15 protein-coding genes are annotated in these 15621 nt (G+C 66.1%); 7 read left to right on the plus strand and 8 right to left on the minus strand.

Features of this window, described 5'->3' with window-relative positions; genetic code table 11:
* Positions 1 to 55: 55 nt before the first annotated feature.
* Positions 56 to 2236, minus strand: coding sequence for a molybdopterin-dependent oxidoreductase (locus ACFC4D_RS37130; protein WP_376070508.1), 2181 nt, complete (start codon positions 2234 to 2236; stop codon positions 56 to 58).
* Positions 2237 to 2387: 151 nt separating this feature from the next.
* Here ACFC4D_RS37130 and ACFC4D_RS37135 point away from each other — a divergent pair, with 151 nt between their 5' ends.
* A complete protein-coding gene (locus tag ACFC4D_RS37135) occupies positions 2388 to 2870 on the plus strand; it encodes a LuxR C-terminal-related transcriptional regulator (RefSeq protein ID WP_376070511.1) in 483 nt (160 codons plus the stop codon).
* Positions 2871 to 2992: 122 nt separating this feature from the next.
* Here the strand turns inward: ACFC4D_RS37135 and ACFC4D_RS37140 are convergent, their stop codons facing one another.
* Positions 2993 to 3490: a hypothetical protein gene (locus tag ACFC4D_RS37140; protein ID WP_364637166.1), complete on the minus strand. Its 498-nt coding sequence runs from the start codon at positions 3488 to 3490 to the stop codon at positions 2993 to 2995.
* A 338-nt stretch (positions 3491 to 3828) separates the two neighbouring features.
* Between ACFC4D_RS37140 and ACFC4D_RS37145 the strand changes: the two genes are divergently transcribed.
* Positions 3829 to 4413 carry a DUF4282 domain-containing protein gene (locus ACFC4D_RS37145; RefSeq protein WP_376070514.1) on the plus strand — a complete coding sequence of 195 codons (585 nt, stop codon included), beginning with the start codon at positions 3829 to 3831 and terminating at the stop codon, positions 4411 to 4413.
* A gap of 40 nt (positions 4414 to 4453) precedes the next feature.
* The gene (locus tag ACFC4D_RS37150) at positions 4454 to 5326 is read left to right on the plus strand and encodes a helix-turn-helix domain-containing protein (RefSeq protein WP_375961872.1); all 873 of its coding nucleotides are present in this window, start codon (positions 4454 to 4456) and stop codon (positions 5324 to 5326) included.
* Positions 5327 to 5389: 63 nt separating this feature from the next.
* On the opposite strand, the gene ACFC4D_RS37155 is transcribed toward ACFC4D_RS37150, so the two are convergent.
* The gene (locus ACFC4D_RS37155) at positions 5390 to 5791 is read right to left on the minus strand and encodes a MarR family transcriptional regulator (RefSeq protein WP_375961874.1); all 402 of its coding nucleotides are present in this window, start codon (positions 5789 to 5791) and stop codon (positions 5390 to 5392) included.
* Positions 5792 to 5878: 87 nt separating this feature from the next.
* Here ACFC4D_RS37155 and ACFC4D_RS37160 point away from each other — a divergent pair, with 87 nt between their 5' ends.
* On the plus strand, positions 5879 to 7345 hold the full coding sequence (locus ACFC4D_RS37160) for an MFS transporter (RefSeq protein ID WP_376070516.1): 1467 nt from the start codon (positions 5879 to 5881) through the stop codon (positions 7343 to 7345).
* A 106-nt stretch (positions 7346 to 7451) separates the two neighbouring features.
* On the opposite strand, the gene ACFC4D_RS37165 is transcribed toward ACFC4D_RS37160, so the two are convergent.
* Together ACFC4D_RS37165 and rfbA are read right to left on the minus strand one after the other, a co-directional pair.
* Positions 7452 to 8018 carry a dTDP-4-dehydrorhamnose 3,5-epimerase family protein gene (locus ACFC4D_RS37165; protein WP_375963812.1) on the minus strand — a complete coding sequence of 189 codons (567 nt, stop codon included), beginning with the start codon at positions 8016 to 8018 and terminating at the stop codon, positions 7452 to 7454.
* Between the two features lie 2 nt (positions 8019 to 8020).
* Positions 8021 to 8893 (minus strand): glucose-1-phosphate thymidylyltransferase RfbA, encoded by an 873-nt coding sequence (rfbA, locus tag ACFC4D_RS37170; RefSeq protein WP_364637176.1) that lies wholly within the window; start codon positions 8891 to 8893, stop codon positions 8021 to 8023.
* A gap of 245 nt (positions 8894 to 9138) precedes the next feature.
* Between rfbA and ACFC4D_RS37175 the strand changes: the two genes are divergently transcribed.
* Complete coding sequence (locus ACFC4D_RS37175; protein ID WP_375961879.1) at positions 9139 to 10134, plus strand: alpha/beta hydrolase; 996 nt, start codon at positions 9139 to 9141, stop codon at positions 10132 to 10134.
* Positions 10135 to 10194: 60 nt separating this feature from the next.
* Here ACFC4D_RS37175 and ACFC4D_RS37180 read toward each other — a convergent pair whose 3' ends face one another.
* Positions 10195 to 10899 (minus strand): hypothetical protein, encoded by a 705-nt coding sequence (locus tag ACFC4D_RS37180; RefSeq protein WP_375961882.1) that lies wholly within the window; start codon positions 10897 to 10899, stop codon positions 10195 to 10197.
* 437 nt (positions 10900 to 11336) lie between these two features.
* Between ACFC4D_RS37180 and rfbB the strand changes: the two genes are divergently transcribed.
* On the plus strand, positions 11337 to 12341 hold the full coding sequence (rfbB, locus tag ACFC4D_RS37185) for a dTDP-glucose 4,6-dehydratase (RefSeq protein WP_375961884.1): 1005 nt from the start codon (positions 11337 to 11339) through the stop codon (positions 12339 to 12341).
* Here the strand turns inward: rfbB and ACFC4D_RS37190 are convergent.
* Both ACFC4D_RS37190 and ACFC4D_RS37195 read right to left on the minus strand, forming a co-directional pair.
* Positions 12338 to 13930 carry a DUF2142 domain-containing protein gene (locus ACFC4D_RS37190; RefSeq protein WP_375961887.1) on the minus strand — a complete coding sequence of 531 codons (1593 nt, stop codon included), beginning with the start codon at positions 13928 to 13930 and terminating at the stop codon, positions 12338 to 12340. The two genes, rfbB and ACFC4D_RS37190, sit on opposite strands and share 4 nt — an antisense overlap.
* Positions 13931 to 13977: 47 nt before the next feature.
* Entirely contained in the window at positions 13978 to 14952 is a 975-nt protein-coding gene (locus tag ACFC4D_RS37195) for a glycosyltransferase (protein ID WP_364637188.1), read from the minus strand.
* 79 nt (positions 14953 to 15031) lie between these two features.
* Between ACFC4D_RS37195 and ACFC4D_RS37200 the strand changes: the two genes are divergently transcribed.
* Positions 15032 to 15547, plus strand: a complete 516-nt coding sequence (locus tag ACFC4D_RS37200; RefSeq protein ID WP_364637190.1) for a GtrA family protein — start codon at positions 15032 to 15034, stop codon at positions 15545 to 15547.
* Positions 15548 to 15621 lie beyond the last annotated feature (74 nt).

A 15621-nucleotide genomic window follows, 5' to 3' on the forward strand; every position in this document is an offset into this window, starting at 1 on the left:
GCGGCCGGCATACCCGCCCCGCTCGGTCTCACGATCGTTCTGTCCGCCCGGTGTCTCAGGCGGGTGTCAATGTCACCGGCACACCGTTGAACACGGCATTGCCGGACGGTGCGTCCACCAGCGAATCATCGGTCAGCGCATTGGCATTCACCCCGGCGTGCGCCCGCGCCACCGACTGCTCGGAATCGCCGTGTCCCCAGCCGTGCGGCAGGCTCACCACGCCCGGCATGATGTCCTCGGTCGGCTCCAGATCCACGGTGAGCGCGCCCGCGGCGGACTTCACCACCGCATGTTCGTCCAGTCCGAGCCGGGTCATATCGTCCGGATGAATATGCAGCGTGCACCGATTCGCACCGCCCACCAGCGGCGGGACATTGTGCAGCCAGCTGTTGTTGGACCGCAGCTGCCTGCGCCCGACCAGCACCATGGCGGGCGCGGCGTCCGCCAGCCGCTCATGCAGCCGGGTCACATCCGCCAACAGTGCCTCCGGCGCGAGATCCACCTGCTTCGACGCGGTGAGCAACAACTCCGGCAGTCGCGGCTGGAGCGGGCCGAGGTCGATTCCGTGCGGGTTATCCAGCAGCACTTGCAGATTCAGCGCACGATCCGAGCCCGTCCACTCGCCGTAGGGACCGAGCCGCACCATCAGGTCGATGCGCTGTTCGATGGTGTTCTCGCCCAGCAGTTCCGACCGCCGTTCCGAGAGCCCGGCCTTATGCAGCGTCCCCGCGATCACGAATTCGTCCACGGCCGCGAGCGGATCCACGCCCGGCTGCGTCTCCTGACCGGTGATGGCCAGCGCCAGCCGCGCCATGATCTCGGATTCGGAGAGCTCATCCGGACCCAGCGGCAGCAGCGGCCGCGAGTACCGCGCGTAGTTGTGCACGGCGAAGTTGAGCAGCGCGAAATCGTAGTGCGGTGATTGCAGGATGCGCGGCGGCGGCAGGATCACATCGGCGTGCCGGGTGGTCTCGTTGAGGTAGCGGTCCACGCTCACCATGAAGTCCAGCCCCGCGAAGGCATCGGCCAGGCGCGGCCCACTGGGTGCGGACAGCACCGGATTGCCCGCGACCGTCACCATGGCGCGAATCTGCCCGTCACCGGGTGTGAGGATCTCATCGGCCAGCGTCGCGACCGGCAGTTCACCCATGGCCTCGGGCAGTTCGCGCACCCGGCTGTTCCAGCGCCCGAGCCGGAACGCCCGGGTGCGGACGATGCCGAGCGCCGCCGCGTTGGCGAACATCGCGCCGCCGGGTGAGTCCAGGTTGCCGGTCAGCGCGTTGATCACATCGACCAGCCACTGCGTCACGGTGCCGAATTCGGCCGTGCAGGTGCCGATGCGCGCGTAGACGGCGGCGGTGGGCGCGGCGGCGAGTTCACGCGCGAGCCGGACCACGGTGTCCGCGGCCACCCCGGTGCGCTCGGCCACCACGTCGGGGGTGAAAGGCGCTGCGGCATCGCGGACTTCATCGAGTCCGCGCACCGGCACCCGCACCTCGGTCAGATGCTCCGCGAACAGCGTGTGCACGATCCCGAACAGCAGGTACGCATCACTGCCCGGCCGCACGAACAGATGCTCATCGGCGAGTTTCGCGGTGCGGGTGCGGCGCGGATCCACCACCACGAACTTCCCGCCGCGCTGCCGCAGCGCCTTCAACCGTCCCGGGAAATCCGGTGCGGTGCACAGCGATCCATTGGATTCGAGCGGATTCGCGCCCAGCATGAGCAGGTAATCGGTGCGATCCAGATCCGGCACCGCCACCGTGAGCGGATCGCCGAACATCAGCCCGGACGCCACCTGTTTGGGCATCTGATCGGAGGTGCTGGCGGAGAACAGGTTCCGGGTGGCGAGCGCCCGAATCAGCAGCGGCACATACAGCGCCCCCGCCACCGTGTGCGCGTTCGGATTGCCGAGATACAGGCCCGCCGACTGATTGCCGTGCGCGGCGGTGACCTGCGGCAGCCGCTCCCTGATCACCCCGAACGCCTCATCCCAGCTCACCGCCCGCCAGGTATTCGTGGCGCGGTCCCGAATCATGGGCGCGGTCAGCCGATCCGGATCCTCGTCGAGATGTCCGAGCGTCGCACCCTTGGGGCAGATGAAACCCCGGCTGAACGGATCCGCCTTATCGCCGCGTACAGCCGTCACGTGATCATCGGCGTCGAGCGTGATCTCCAGCCCGCACACCGCCTCGCACAGCGGACAGGTGCGCGGCAGGGTCCGCGAGGTGTTCATGGCGGGGGTCATACCTCATCATCGCGCGGTGGCACGACAACGGAAACAGCAACGCGTCAACTGGGCATCAATTGCGAGTGTCGGTTTTCCGACACACCGACCGTGTCGGCGGAGACAGACGCGGCCGGGCCACCGCGACCAGGCTTGCCACATGCGGTTTTTGGAGCGAACACAAGCACTCGAGGTCCTGCGCGCGGCCTGGGAGGATATCGCCGCGGGCACCGGATCCGCGGTCGTGCTCAGCGTCGGCGGTGAAACCGGCATCTTCATCCCGCTGCCGGACGCCCCGGTGCCGCCTCCGGCCGCCCGGTCGGGCATTCCGCGGCCCGCTCCGGCACCGTCGCCCGGCTCGCACACCGTGCCCGGGCTGACCGGTCGCCAGCAGGACGTTCTGGACCTGCTGTGCGCGGGCCTGACCAATGCGGAGATCGCCGAATACCTCGTGCTATCGGTCCGGACCGTCGATCACCACGTCTCGGCCATCCTGCGCACCCTCGGCGTCCGCAATCGCCGCGCGGCCCGCGCCAAGGTGCTCGGCGATGAGCCGCCGGTGCAATCGGGTCATCCCTCCGGCCCCAGAGCAGCTCTCACACATCACAATTCACACCCGTCACGCCGACTGCGCACCGCCTGAAGAGTTTCCACTTCCAGATACGCCAAAAACCGCGGATGCCGGGGAGCATCCGCGGTTCTGCTGTTATAGCTATTCGCTACCGGCGGTAGTGCCTATTCACATGTGATGCTGCGTCATTCCCCTCAGGAAGCGATGCGGGTGCTCTGCGGCTTGACTCCGCCTTTGGCGGCGGCGCGCACCGCCGCCGAGATGGCGACCACCGGCGGGACCCAGCGGGCCTCGTGCGGTGCCACGCCCCAGCAGGCCGAACCGTCGAACAGCTGGGTCGGCGGCAGCGGGATGCCCGCGCCGTCGGTGTGCACGATGGCGCCCGCGGCACGCAGCGCCTCGATGGCCATGGCGGCCTTGCGCAGCCCCGTGACCAGGTGGATCTCGCGGCGCTCGGCGCCCGGGATCTCGATGACCGGCCCGGTCAGATCGTTGGCCCGCAAGTACCGGCGGACGAAGGCGGCGGTCTCACCCGTTACCTCGATGCCCGACAGGTTCTCATCGGTGACCAGGCTGATGCCATTGGCCGTTTCGGCGACCGTCCATCCACGCTCGGTGTACTCCTGCGCAGAGGCGGCCAGTGCTGCCGCCATGACGGAAGACGAAAACGTCGTTCGCACTGGTTTCTCCATTCCCCGGTAGATCTATGTCCTGCTCTGTGCGGGGTATCGGAACGAGCCGTTCGTTGCGTTACAACGTTGTTTTGCGCCGATATGGTTTTTCCCTCCAAAAGAGACGGCTCGTCCTTGTTCGTGGCGCGACCGAGTCGCTGGCACATCTGTGACAGGTCCGGGGGAGGAGCCCACTGCCTGCGAAGACGCCGTCAGGAGGTCTATCGCTCGCGCTACCCAGGAATGCAACATCCAACCTCGGAGTGTTCTAGAACACACTGTTTCGATCTGTCCCAGAAGGGGGATAGCGATGAGACTTCGCATGGTCGAAAAGGTCTGCGGGAGAGGAGATCGACGGCATGTCCGACCAATCGAACGGCAAGACACCCGAACTCGATGAACTCGAGGTCGAGGAGTTCGAGATCGGGCGGTGGGCCGCTTTCAAGGACTCCGCGGCCCGGCGCATGACCCGGCGGCTGGAACAGGAGGCCGTGGCCGACGAGGAGCCCGTCGAACCCTTCGCCAGCCCAAGCGCTTTCGGGTCCTGGAGTCTCGAGGCCATCCGCGCGCTGCTGGACGTGCAATTCCATCGCGCCGCCACCCGCACCCTGCTGCCGCTGGCCTACATCCTGGGCTTGGCAGCCGCTTTCGCCATCCCGATCGTGGGAACCATTGGGCTGTGGCGGGTTTCGGCCTGGCTGGGCATCGTCTTCGCGGTGGTCTTCGCGATTCCACTGGGCCTGACCATCGCCGCGGTGGTGCGATTGCTGCTGGAATTCGTGCTCAACGCCTCACGGCTGGCAAGCCGGGTGGAGCACATCGCCGAGATGGGTGATGACCTGTTCCAAGCCCTTTCCGACGTGGCAGAACCGGTCAATCAATTGTCGGAAGATGTTCGCGCCGTGCAGTTCTGGCGCTTCGGGAGACGGTCGTCGCGCAAGTAATTGTGCAACAATGCGAGCGCAAGACTCGTAAGGGGGAGGGATGGCACTACCGCAGGGCATCACCGGATCCACCATGCCGCGGCGGCAACTCGGCCGTCACCTGCGCGACCTGCGCAATCGCGCCCGGATGACGACCCGGGTGGCAGCGCAGCGGCTGGAATGGTCCGAAGCCAAGATCTGGCGAATAGAAACGGGGCAGACCTCACTGCGCAGCCTCGATGTCGAGGCCATGTGCCGCATCTACGGCGCGCCCGAGGACGCCATCGAACCGCTCACCGCCCTGGCCCGGGAAACCAAGGCGCGCGGCTGGTGGACCGAGTTCGGCGATGTGATCGACGAGGGGTACGAGGTCTACATCGGGCTCGAAGAGGCGGCGGCACGGCTCACCACCTACGAAAACGAGCTGGTACCCGGGCTTTTGCAGACCGAGGCGTATATGCGCGCGGTGCTGGCCGGTGCCAATCCGGGCATCTCCGCCGAGCAGATGGACCGGCGCGTGCGGGTGCGCACCGCCCGGCAGTCGCTGCTCACCCGCGCCGAATCGCCGGTGCATCTGGACGTGATCATCTCCGAGGCCGTGCTGTGGCATCGCATCGGCGGTGACGAGGTCACCATCGGCCAGCTGGACAAGCTGCGCAAACTGGGTGAGCTGTCGAATGTGCGGCTGCGGCTGCTGCCCGCCGACTGCGGCTATCACCACGGGATGGACGCCGGGCGCTTCGTGCTGCTCGAATTCCCTTCCACCGCAACCGAACAGACCGAACCGCCGGTGGTCTACGTGGAATCGCTGACGGGTGCGTCCTATCTGGACAAGGAACCCGATGTGGAGCGGTATCGCGAGGCGTTCGCGGCGGCGGCCACCATCGCGGTGGACGCGCTCCCGCTGATCGAGACCATTCGCGCCACGGTCTGAACGCGGCTCATTACTCGGCGCGGTGGTGAAAACCGCCGCGCCGCAGTATTTTTCGCGCGAAATCTATTCGCTGAGCGACTGCTCCAGCACCTCGCGGTGCGTGGGCGCGGCTTCGCTGTGCAGTTCGCGGCCCTTATCGGTGAGGCACACGAAGATTGCTCGCCGATCCTCCGCGCACAGGGTGCGGCTGACCAGTCCATCGCGTTCCAGCCGCGCCACCGCACGTGAGAGCGCGCTCTGACTCAGATGGATGTCGTGGGCCAGATCGGCCATCTTGTAGCTCTCGACCCCGGCGTCCATGAGCCGGTCGAGGGTTTCGAATTCGCTGAGCCCGAGGTGGTGGCGGCCTTGCAGTTCCTTCTCGAGGGCGCAGGAGGTCGTCGCGTGCCGGGCGAGAAGATCGCGCCACTGAGCTACTAGAGCATCAGGAACGACCTGTTCGACAGTCGTTGTCGGCTTCGGCATGGCCGCCATCTTAGTGCGAGAGTGCAACTCATGCAACCGCATTAAATGTTTGGACAACATATGCGTGTGCATGTACTGTCCTCTCTCGTGACTTCCACAGACCTACGCCCCGCAGTGAGCACCGCGGCAGACTCCACGCAGTGGACGCTCCGGCTCTGGGGCATGCTCATCACCCTGTGCATCGTGCTGTTCCTCGACGGCCTGGACGTATCGATGATCGGCGTCGCCCTCCCGTCCATCGGCACCGAACTCGACCTGCAGACCTCCACCCTGCAGTGGCTGGTCTCCGGATATGTCCTCGGCTACGGCGGCCTGCTGCTGCTCGGCGGCCGCACCGCCGACCTGCTCGGCCGGCGCAAGGTCTTCCTGATCGCCCTGGCCGTATTCGCCATCGCCTCTCTCGCGGGCGCTCTGGTGAGCTCCGGTCCGCTGCTGATCCTGACCCGCTTCATCAAGGGCCTGGCCGCCGCGTTCACCGCGCCGACCGGACTGTCCATCATCACCACCAATTTCGCCGAGGGCCCGGCCCGTAACAAGGCGCTGTCCATCTACACCGTGTTCGGTGCGGGCGGTTACTCCATGGGCCTGCTGTTCGGCGGACTCATGACCGGTCTCGGCTGGCGCTGGACCTTCCTGCTGCCCTTCCCGGTCGCCATCGCGGCCCTGATCGCGGCCTTCTACCTGGTGCCCAAGGACGGGCCCGCCGAAGAGGGCGGTCACGATCTGCTCGGCGCGCTGCTGTCCACCGCGGGCATGCTGCTGCTGGTCTACACCGTGGTCTCGGCTCCCGAAGCCGGCTGGGCCTCGGCGCGCACCATCATCTCGTTCGTCGCGGTCGCCGCACTGTTCGCCGGATTCGTCGCGGTGGAGAAGCGGGTGCGCTACCCGCTCGTTCGCCTCGGCATCCTGAAGAAGCCCACGCTGTGGCGGGCCAGCCTGGCCATCATCGCGGTCGCCGGTTCCTTCTTCAGCTGGCAGTTCATCACCACGCTGTACCTGCAGGACACCCTCGGCTGGTCGCCGCTCAAGCTCTCGCTGGCGCTGCTGCCCGTCGGTCTGCTGGTGGTCGCCTCGGCCTTCGTCTCGGACAAGCTGGTCGATCGCTTCGGCACCGGGCCGATCATCGCGGTCACCATGACCATCATGGCCATCGGCTACCTGATGTACCTGCGCATCGACACCGCACCCGCCTACCTGACGGTGCTGCTGCCCGCCGTACTGCTGGTCGGCATCGGCTGGGTCGGCTTCCCCGCCATCAACATCCAGGCCACCAGTGGCATCGATGACGACGAACAGGGCCTGGCGGCAGGCGTTCTGCAGACCGCCATGCAGGTCGGCGCGGCCATCGTGCTCGCGGTGACCACCGCGATCATCTCCTCCGGATCGCACACCGACACCAGCCCCGCCGCGGTGCTCGACAACTACCGCCCCGGACTGGAATTCGCCGCCGGTGTCGCCATTGTCGGCGCGCTGGTCGCCCTCACGGTCTACCTGCCCAAGCGCAAGGCGCGTAAGGCCGTCGAGCAGGAGCCGGAGGTCGCACTGGTCGGCTGAGACACCGGGCCGACGCCCGCCGCTCACACGGGCGACGGCCATACCGAAAGACCTGGGGCGCACCGTAGTACACGGTGCGCCCCAGTGGTGTATTCGGAAGTCGTTCTCAGTGCGGCAGTTTCAGATCCGCCAGGCGCGGAGCCGCGGCGTCCTTGGGGGAGCGGGTGAAGCTCAGCGGGTTCCCGTAGCGATCCAGCTCCGGCCATTCGATGCCCAGGTCCGGATCGAAAGCGTCCAGATCCCGGTCGAATTCGGGCGCGTACTCCAGCGAGCACAGATAGATGACGGTGGAATCGTCCTCCAGCGACAGCAGCGCGTGACCCAGCCCCTCGGCCAGGAATACCGATTTACGCTCCACATCGTCGATGACGACGCTGTCCCACCGCCCGAAGGTCGGCGACCCGGGCCGCAGATCCACCACCACGTCCAGGAACGCGCCGCGCACGCACGTCACGTATTTGGCCTGGCCCGGCGGATCCTCGGTGTAGTGGATACCGCGCAGCACCCCCGCCGCCGAGGTGGAGGTATTGACCTGGAGCAGTTCGAATTTCCGCCCCACGATCTTCTCGAACTCCGAGGATTTGAAGGTCTCGGCGAAGACTCCGCGCTGGTCGCCGTGCAGGGCGGGGGTGAACTCCCACGCGCCGGGCACCGCCAGTTCGCGAATTCGCATGCTCATTCCACTCGTCCCTGTTCCAGCAGGCGCAGCAGGTAGGCCCCGTAACCGGAGCGCACCAGCGGCCGGGCGGCCGCGTCCAATTGCTCGTCGTCGATGAAACCCATACGCCAGGCCACTTCCTCGGGTACCCCGATCTTCAGGCCCTGGCGCTCCTCGATGGTACGGACGTAGTTGGCGGCATCCAGCAGCGAATCGAAGGTGCCGGTGTCCAGCCACGCGGTGCCGCGGCGCAGCACCTCCACATTCAATCGGCCCTGTTCGAGGTAGGCGCGATTGATATCGGTGATCTCGTATTCGCCGCGATCGGACGGCTTCAGCTCGCGCGCGATGGCCAGCACGTCGTTGTCGTAGAAGTACAGCCCCGGGATCGCGTAGTTCGAGCGCGGCGTCTTGGGCTTCTCCTCGATGGAAATGGCCTTGCCGTCGGCGAATTCGACCACACCGTACGCGGTCGGATTGGAGACCCGGTACGCGAACACCGCGCCGCCGTCCACGTGCGCGTACCCGCCCAGGCTCTGACCCAGGCCCGGACCGTGGAAGATGTTGTCGCCCAGCACGAGTGCGGCGGTCTCGTTCCCGATGTGCTCCGCGCCGAGCACGAAGGCGCGCGCCAGCCCGTCGGGTTCGGGCTGCACGACGTAGCTCAGATTCAGTCCGAACTGGCTGCCGTCGCCGAGCAGCCGGGTGAACGCGTCCGCGTCCTCGGGGGTGGTGATGACCAGGATGTCCCGGATGCCCGCCAGCATGAGGGTGGACAGCGGGTAGTACACCATCGGTTTGTCGTACACGGGGACAAGTTGTTTGCTCACCCCGCGCGTAATCGGGTGCAAACGCGACCCCGTGCCGCCCGCCAGGATGATTCCACGCATGTCACGAGAGTCTGCCAGTTCCGTTGCGAGCGAGAGCGGGGAGGTTCCGACTGCGCCGCGAAACCGTCACGGTCGTTTGCGGCCATACCATTCCGGCGATATCTGTTGCGTAGGTCACGTTCCCATGGTGTTCTGAAACGACGCTATGTGAGATGTCAGCGCCGACTCTCCCGCGCCGGTAACCCGAGCCCGCTTCGGTTCTCCGGACGAACGGCTCGGCGCGCCAACAATGAGGTAGGTGCGCAATGGCGAAGACCCGCGACGACCACGCCGAGGCCCCGGTCGTCAATCCCGATACCGTCAGCGTCTACGCACGCACCCTGGAGGCCGTCAGCCGCGCGACCATCCGGCCCGCCGGGGAACTCATGACCCTGACCGAAGGCGCCATGCCGATCGTCAGCGGCGTCATCAACAGTCTCGCCAGGCTGCGGCCCGCACCGCGCGGGGTGGAACGGGAAGAGGTGCGGCTCAACGGCTTCCGCATGGAGATCGTGCGGCCCGCCGGAGCGCGCAGCGCCATGAGCGACGGCGTCGTGATGTACATGCACGGCGGCGGCTTCTTCCTCTGCGGACTCGATACGCATCGGCCCGTGGTCGCCGCGATCGCCCGGCGCACCGGAATGCCCGTGGTCAGCGTCGAATACCGGCAACTGCCCCGGACCGATATCGCCGGTTCGGTCACCGACTGCCTCACCGCCTACCAGTGGCTGCTCAGCCACGGCGTGCCCGCATCGCGCATCGTGTTCGCCGGTGACTCCGCGGGCGGCTATATGACCTTCGCGACCGCACTGCGCGCCCGCGATGCCGGACTCCCGGTGCCCGCCGGACTCGTCGGCCTGTGTCCCGCACTGGATCTGGACTGCACCGAGAAGCGCGCGCACCCCAACTACCACCGCGATTCGCTGATCCCGCTCTCCGCCTTGGAAACCGTGGTGAAGCTCGGCGCGGAGGTGAACGGCCGCCTGGATCCGCAACTCTCACCGGTCAACAACCCGCTCGCCGGAATGCCGCCCGCGCTGCTCATCGTCGCCGAGGACGAGGTGCTGCGCCGGGACAGCGAGATCATGGCGCAGCGGCTCGCCCAGGCGGGCGTACCGGCCACCCTGGAGATCTGGCGGGGCCAGGTGCACGCGTTCATGGCCATCTTCCCGAATATGCCCGAGAGCCGGGCCGCGCTCGCGCACGTGGCCCAATTCGTCCGCGCCCGAATCGAATCCGCGCAGATCGCCCGGACGGCCTGATACGACGAAATCCCCCACCCGGGTGGTCCGGGCGGGGGATTTCGTTGTACTGCTTGCGAATTACTTCGCGGGAGCCACCGGGGCGGCGTTGATGGTGGTGAAGTACTGCACCGCGGCCAGGATGGCGACCGGGGCGGTCACGAACAGCTGGCCCGCGAGGGTGCCCAGGAAGCCGATGGCGGCCATACCGGCGATGCAGCCGACGATGCCGGCCGGCAGCGCGCCGAACATGGCGGTCAGGGCGCCGGTCAGGGTCGCGGAAACCGCGCCACCGATGACACAGCCGATGGCCGCGCCGCCGATGCCACCGACCAGGGTGCCGATGGTGGCGCCCATGGAGATGGTGTCCTTCAGGCGGTTCCAGGCGGCCTGCTCACGGTCGTAGTCGTTCTTCCAGGGAGCCTGGTTCTCGTAAGGCAGTGCGACAGGCTTGTAAACGGCCTTGTCCGCGACGAACTCGGGGGTCAGGGTCGCGGTGTGGTCCGAGATGTTGGCCGCGATCGGGAACACGAAGTCGTCCACCCGGAAGTTGAGCTCGGTGCCCGCGATGGTGGCGCCGTTGGCGGCCTTGATCTTGAAGACGCCGTCCTCGACGACCATGGAGCCGGCATCGGTCCGGATGACCGTGTTGGTGTCGGTGGTGGTCGCGGTGTAGTTGATCGCAGCGGCCTCATCGGTCGCGGGCGCCGCGTTCACGGTGCCGGCGGTGATGCCCATAGCGGCGATCAGCAGCGCCGACGTGGCGGCGAATTTCCTCATCAGCATTTTTTTCAGAACCTCATCGGGGAAGAGCTCGGGGGGACAGGAGAATCGAAATCCAGGACAGCTAACGAGCGGTGAACCGGCCGTGACCGTTTGTTCAAATTACGTTCACCTCGCCAGTCACGCGGTTCGTCAGCTTCCGGAAATGTGCTGCGTACGTATGGTTTTCGGGTGTGCTTCCTGTCGGCCGGTTCGTTACTATGCGGTCTCTTTGTGGCGAAGGTCACAGTGTTTTCCCGTAAAACCGGAATGATCCTGACCCGAAAGTCTCGGGTATTCCACGAATTCATGACTTTCCGTATGAAAGTACGAGTATTCGGTGGTCAACTTGTTTCCTTCTTGTGTCCGATTCCGCTCCCGGGAAACGGTGGAACGGTGTAGGAACCGCAACATGGAGACCGCACGCCGCCGGACTCCGAAGGCGACGTAGGGTTTTCGATGTGCGATTGCTCGTAACCGGAGGCGCCGGCTTCATCGGCGCGAACTTCGTTCATCAGACCGTGACCACCCGTCCCGATGTCCAGGTGACAGTCCTGGACAAACTCACCTATGCCGGGAATCGGGCTTCGCTGGCCTCGATCGCCGATCGCATCGAGTTCGTGCACGGCGACATCGCCGACGCGGCGCTGGTCGACCGTCTGGTCGGCGGAGTGGACGCGGTGGTGCATTTCGCCGCCGAATCACACAATGACAATTCGCTCGCCGATCCCTGGCCCTTCGTGCAAACCAATATCGTCGGCACCTATTCGCTGCTGCAGGCCGTGCGCAAGCATCAGGTGCGGTATCACCACATCTCCACCGATGAGGTCTACGGCGATCTCGAGCTCGACGATCCGGCGGCGTTCACCGAGGCCACGCCCTACAACCCGTCCAGTCCGTACTCCGCCAGCAAGGCGTCGAGCGATATGCTGGTGCGCGCCTGGGTGCGGTCCTTCGGGGTGCGGGCCACACTTTCCAACTGCAGCAACAACTATGGGCCGTACCAGCATGTGGAGAAATTCATTCCACGGCAGATCACCAATCTCATCGACGGGGTGCGGCCGCGGCTCTACGGCGCCGGACATCAAGTGCGCGACTGGATTCACGTCGACGACCACAACAGTGCCGTCTGGGAAATTCTGGAGCACGGCCGAATCGGGCAGACCTACCTCATCGGCGCGGACGGCGAACGCGACAACAAATCCGTCGTACAGCTCATTCTGGAGACCTTCGGCCGCGCTCCGGACGACTTCGATCACGTCACCGATCGCCCCGGCCATGACCTGCGCTACGCCATCGATTCCACCCTGCTGCGCACCGAACTCGGCTGGAAACCCCGATATTCGGACTTCCGCACCGGACTGGCCGACACCGTGCGGTGGTACCGCGACAACGAGAACTGGTGGCGGCCACAGAAAACCGCCACCGAGAACGCCTACGCGGCCGCCGGGGAAAAAGTCCTCTAGCCCCAGACGACCGTGGAATAGGTAACCGCCGCGGCCGTCAGCGAAATGACGGTCGCGATTATCACCGTGATCGCCGGACCCCGGCTGGGGGTGCGGTTATCGGAACCGGTGAGGCGCAACGGCATCCAGCGCAGCAACACCGCGAGGGTGAGCAGGGCCAGGGGGACGAAGTAGCGGCCCTGGACGCCGTCGATGATGAAATAGTCGACCGGCGTGAAGGACATGTAGAGGGTTACGTAGATCATCGCGACGCTTGCCGCCATGGTCAGCAGGACCACCCAGGTGCGCAGGCGGTCGCCGGTGAGGCGGTCGGCGATGCCGACGCTCACGGCGAAGGCGACCAGGCTCGCGCAGACGGTCAGTGCCGGAACATCGACGTAGGCGAAGCCCAATTCACCGAAGAACTGCATGAACCAGCGCTGATCGCGGCGCGCGATGCTGTCGCCGAACACCCGGATGAAATGGCCCGGATCGGTCAGGACGTTATGCAGCTGATCGCCGGGACGCACTGTGCCCCACTGCTTCTGCGGCCGCATCAGGCTCATGCCGTCACCGGTCGGCGCGGCGATCTTCATCCACAGCGCGAAACTGATACCGCCGATGGCGGCGGCCGCCCACGGCAGCAGACGCTGCCACACCGCGATGCGCTCGGTACCGCCGAAACCGAGATTGCGCGCCGGGATCACCACGATGAGCATGGCCAGCAGCACGTAGGTCGGCTTGCACACCGGCAGCAGAATCGTGGCGGCAAGCGCCGCAACGGTTTCCGGGCGGGACAGCCGCTCACCCAGGAACAGGCCCTTCACCACCAGCGCCGACACCAGCAGCGCCAGCGCGTTGGTGACGGTGTCCGCGGTGACGGTCCCGGCCTGGAACAGCGCGATCGGCAGCACCGCCACCGTCAGCGCCAGCCATTGGATGCGATGCCCGCGCAGCGTGCGCAGCGCGAACCCGACGATCGCCAGATAGGCGAGCAGTCCGGCCCAGCGCGGCGCGAGAATGGTCCCGCCGACATCGAGATCCAGCACCTCGGCGATCCGAATGCCCGCCGCGGCGGGCAGATACGGAATCGGCGAGTAGGCGGCGGTATTGGTGAACCACACCTGCGTGGTGTGCTTGGATACCGCGGCCGAACCCAGCCGGTCGTAGGCGTCCGGATCGGCGACCTTCGGCTCCGGCTCGTCATTGTTGTTCTGATAGTCGTCGAACGCGTAGCTCTGCAGCGCGTCGATGGTGACCGGAACCTGACCGCCCCAGGCGGGACCGCGATCGTCCTTGATCTTCTCCGGCAGGAACCCGCCGTGCGCCACCTGATAGGCGCGCCCGAACTGGGTGATCTCGTCATGCCCCCAGAACGGCGGCGTCAGCACCGACCACACCGCGCCGAACACCCCGGCGATCAGCAGGAACGCCAAAGCGGCCGCGCCGAAACGCCTTTCGATTCCGGCGATCGCGCCCGCGAGCCCGCTCGATTCCGGTTCCACCGGTTCGGGCGCGGTTGTCGCGGGTGCGGTGATGACGGTCCGCACCGCCCCGTCCGGGGATGCCGTCGCGTTCGCGGCCGTGCTGTCGCTTGCCTCGGTTACCACGATGTCCGATTGTGCTGTACGGCCATTCGTGGGTGTGGCAGGCGGGGTCATCGCCGGGTACCGCCCGAGCGTTCATCGGCGGGTTCATCCGCTCCGACGGCGGAATAGCGCAGGTACATCAGCCGGGCGGCCTCGTGCCGGGACCGGCGGATACCGTCCAGCACCAGGCCCGCGGTCCAGGCCAGACTGCCGAGCAGCAGCAGCGTGAAGCCCAGGAACAGCGTCGGGAACCGCGGCACCTCGTGGATCTCGTAGAACTGGATCACTATCGGGGTGATCAGAATGATCGAGATCAACCAGGCCAGCGTGCCGAACAGGCCGTAGAACGCGACCGGGCGCTCATGCCGGGCCAGGCCGACGATCAGCCGCAGGATCTTGAAACCGTCGGTGTAGGTGCGCAGTTTGGATTCGCTGCCTTCGGGACGATCCTTGAATCCGACCGGCACCGCGGTCTGCGGGACGCGCAGATGCAGTGAATGCACGGTCAATTCGGTCTCGATCTCGAATTCGCGCGAAACCGCCGGGAAACTCTTCACGAATCGCCGGGAGAACACCCGGTATCCGCTCAGCATGTCCTCGACATTCTCGCCGAACACCTGCGCCACAACGCCATTGAGGACCTTGTTACCGGTCTCATGGCCCGGGCGGTAGGCGGATTCACCGGCGATCTCGCGGCGCACGCCCAGCACATGGTCGTACGGCCCGGATAGCAGCGCTTCGATCATGCGCGGTGCGGCGGACGCGTCATAGGTGTCATCGCCGTCGATCATCAAATAGACATCGGCCTCGATATCGGCGAAGGCACGGCGCACCACATTGCCCTTGCCCTTCCGATATTCGTGACGCACGATCGCGCCGGCCTCGCGCGCCCGCTCTGCGGTCGCGTCGGTACTCCGGTTGTCGTAGACATATACGACGATTCCGGGCACGGCGGCCTTGAGGTCGGTGACGACCTGTGCGACCGAGGCCTCTTCGTTGTGGCACGGAACCACGGCGGCAATTCGGAGCTCGGTGGGGTCCACCCGGTCAATCCTCGATGTGATCGGAAGGCGAATACGAACACGGGGAGGGTACCCGAGAATGCTGCGGTACCGTCGCCGAGTGCCCAGCAGTGAGTCGGCGACCCCCGGCGTCAGTCCCGCGGAGTCCGCCGAGAGCGTTCCGCAAACCCTCGTCGACAAGGTGCGTTCGGCGCTACGCCAGGGCGGTGCGTTCCTGGTCGTGGGCCTGCTCGGCTTCGCCGTGGACGCGGGCACCTACAACCTGCTGGTGTTCGCGGGCGGCGAGGGCCCGCTGTTCCATCAGCCGTTGCTCGCCAAGATCATCGCCATCGGCGTCGCCACCGTGGTCACCTATTTCGGCAACAAATGGTGGACCTTCGCGCACAAGAAGGGCGGCAGCCAGACGCGCGAATACGTCCTCTACGCCCTGTTCAATGTGGTCGCCATCGGACTGCAACTGAGCTGCCTCGGCTTCTCCCGGTATGTGCTCGACCTGTCCAGTCCCTTGGCGGACAACATCTCCGGAACACTCATCGGCCAGATCGTCGCGGTTGTCTTCCGCTACTGGGCATATGACAAATTCGTCTTCACCGGCGCGCGCGAAGAATCGCGTTAACGCGGGTTCGCGCTGACGCTATGCCCGACGATTGATATTGTCGCCGGGCCGAGCGGTGACAGTGGGTGTGCGTC

It is taken from the genome of Nocardia sp. NPDC056000 (genome assembly GCF_042269265.1).
GTDB lineage: Bacteria > Actinomycetota > Actinomycetes > Mycobacteriales > Mycobacteriaceae > Nocardia.

Excerpts from the sequence above, each read along its gene's own strand:
- ACFC4D_RS37165 (WP_375963812.1), bottom strand. The coding sequence starts at position 8,018 with ATGCGAATTCGCGAACTGGCGGTGCCCGGCGCGTGGGAGTTCACCCCC.
- ACFC4D_RS37150 (WP_375961872.1), top strand. The coding sequence starts at position 4,454 with ATGGCACTACCGCAGGGCATCACCGGATCCACCATGCCGCGGCGGCAA.
- ACFC4D_RS37140 (WP_364637166.1), bottom strand. The coding sequence starts at position 3,490 with ATGGAGAAACCAGTGCGAACGACGTTTTCGTCTTCCGTCATGGCGGCA.
- ACFC4D_RS37155 (WP_375961874.1), bottom strand. The coding sequence starts at position 5,791 with ATGCCGAAGCCGACAACGACTGTCGAACAGGTCGTTCCTGATGCTCTA.
- ACFC4D_RS37175 (WP_375961879.1), top strand. The coding sequence starts at position 9,139 with ATGGCGAAGACCCGCGACGACCACGCCGAGGCCCCGGTCGTCAATCCC.
- ACFC4D_RS37180 (WP_375961882.1), bottom strand. The coding sequence starts at position 10,899 with ATGCTGATGAGGAAATTCGCCGCCACGTCGGCGCTGCTGATCGCCGCT.
- ACFC4D_RS37135 (WP_376070511.1), top strand. The coding sequence starts at position 2,388 with ATGCGGTTTTTGGAGCGAACACAAGCACTCGAGGTCCTGCGCGCGGCC.
- rfbA (WP_364637176.1), bottom strand. The coding sequence starts at position 8,893 with ATGCGTGGAATCATCCTGGCGGGCGGCACGGGGTCGCGTTTGCACCCG.
- ACFC4D_RS37145 (WP_376070514.1), top strand. The coding sequence starts at position 3,829 with ATGTCCGACCAATCGAACGGCAAGACACCCGAACTCGATGAACTCGAG.
- ACFC4D_RS37130 (WP_376070508.1), bottom strand. The coding sequence starts at position 2,236 with ATGAACACCTCGCGGACCCTGCCGCGCACCTGTCCGCTGTGCGAGGCG.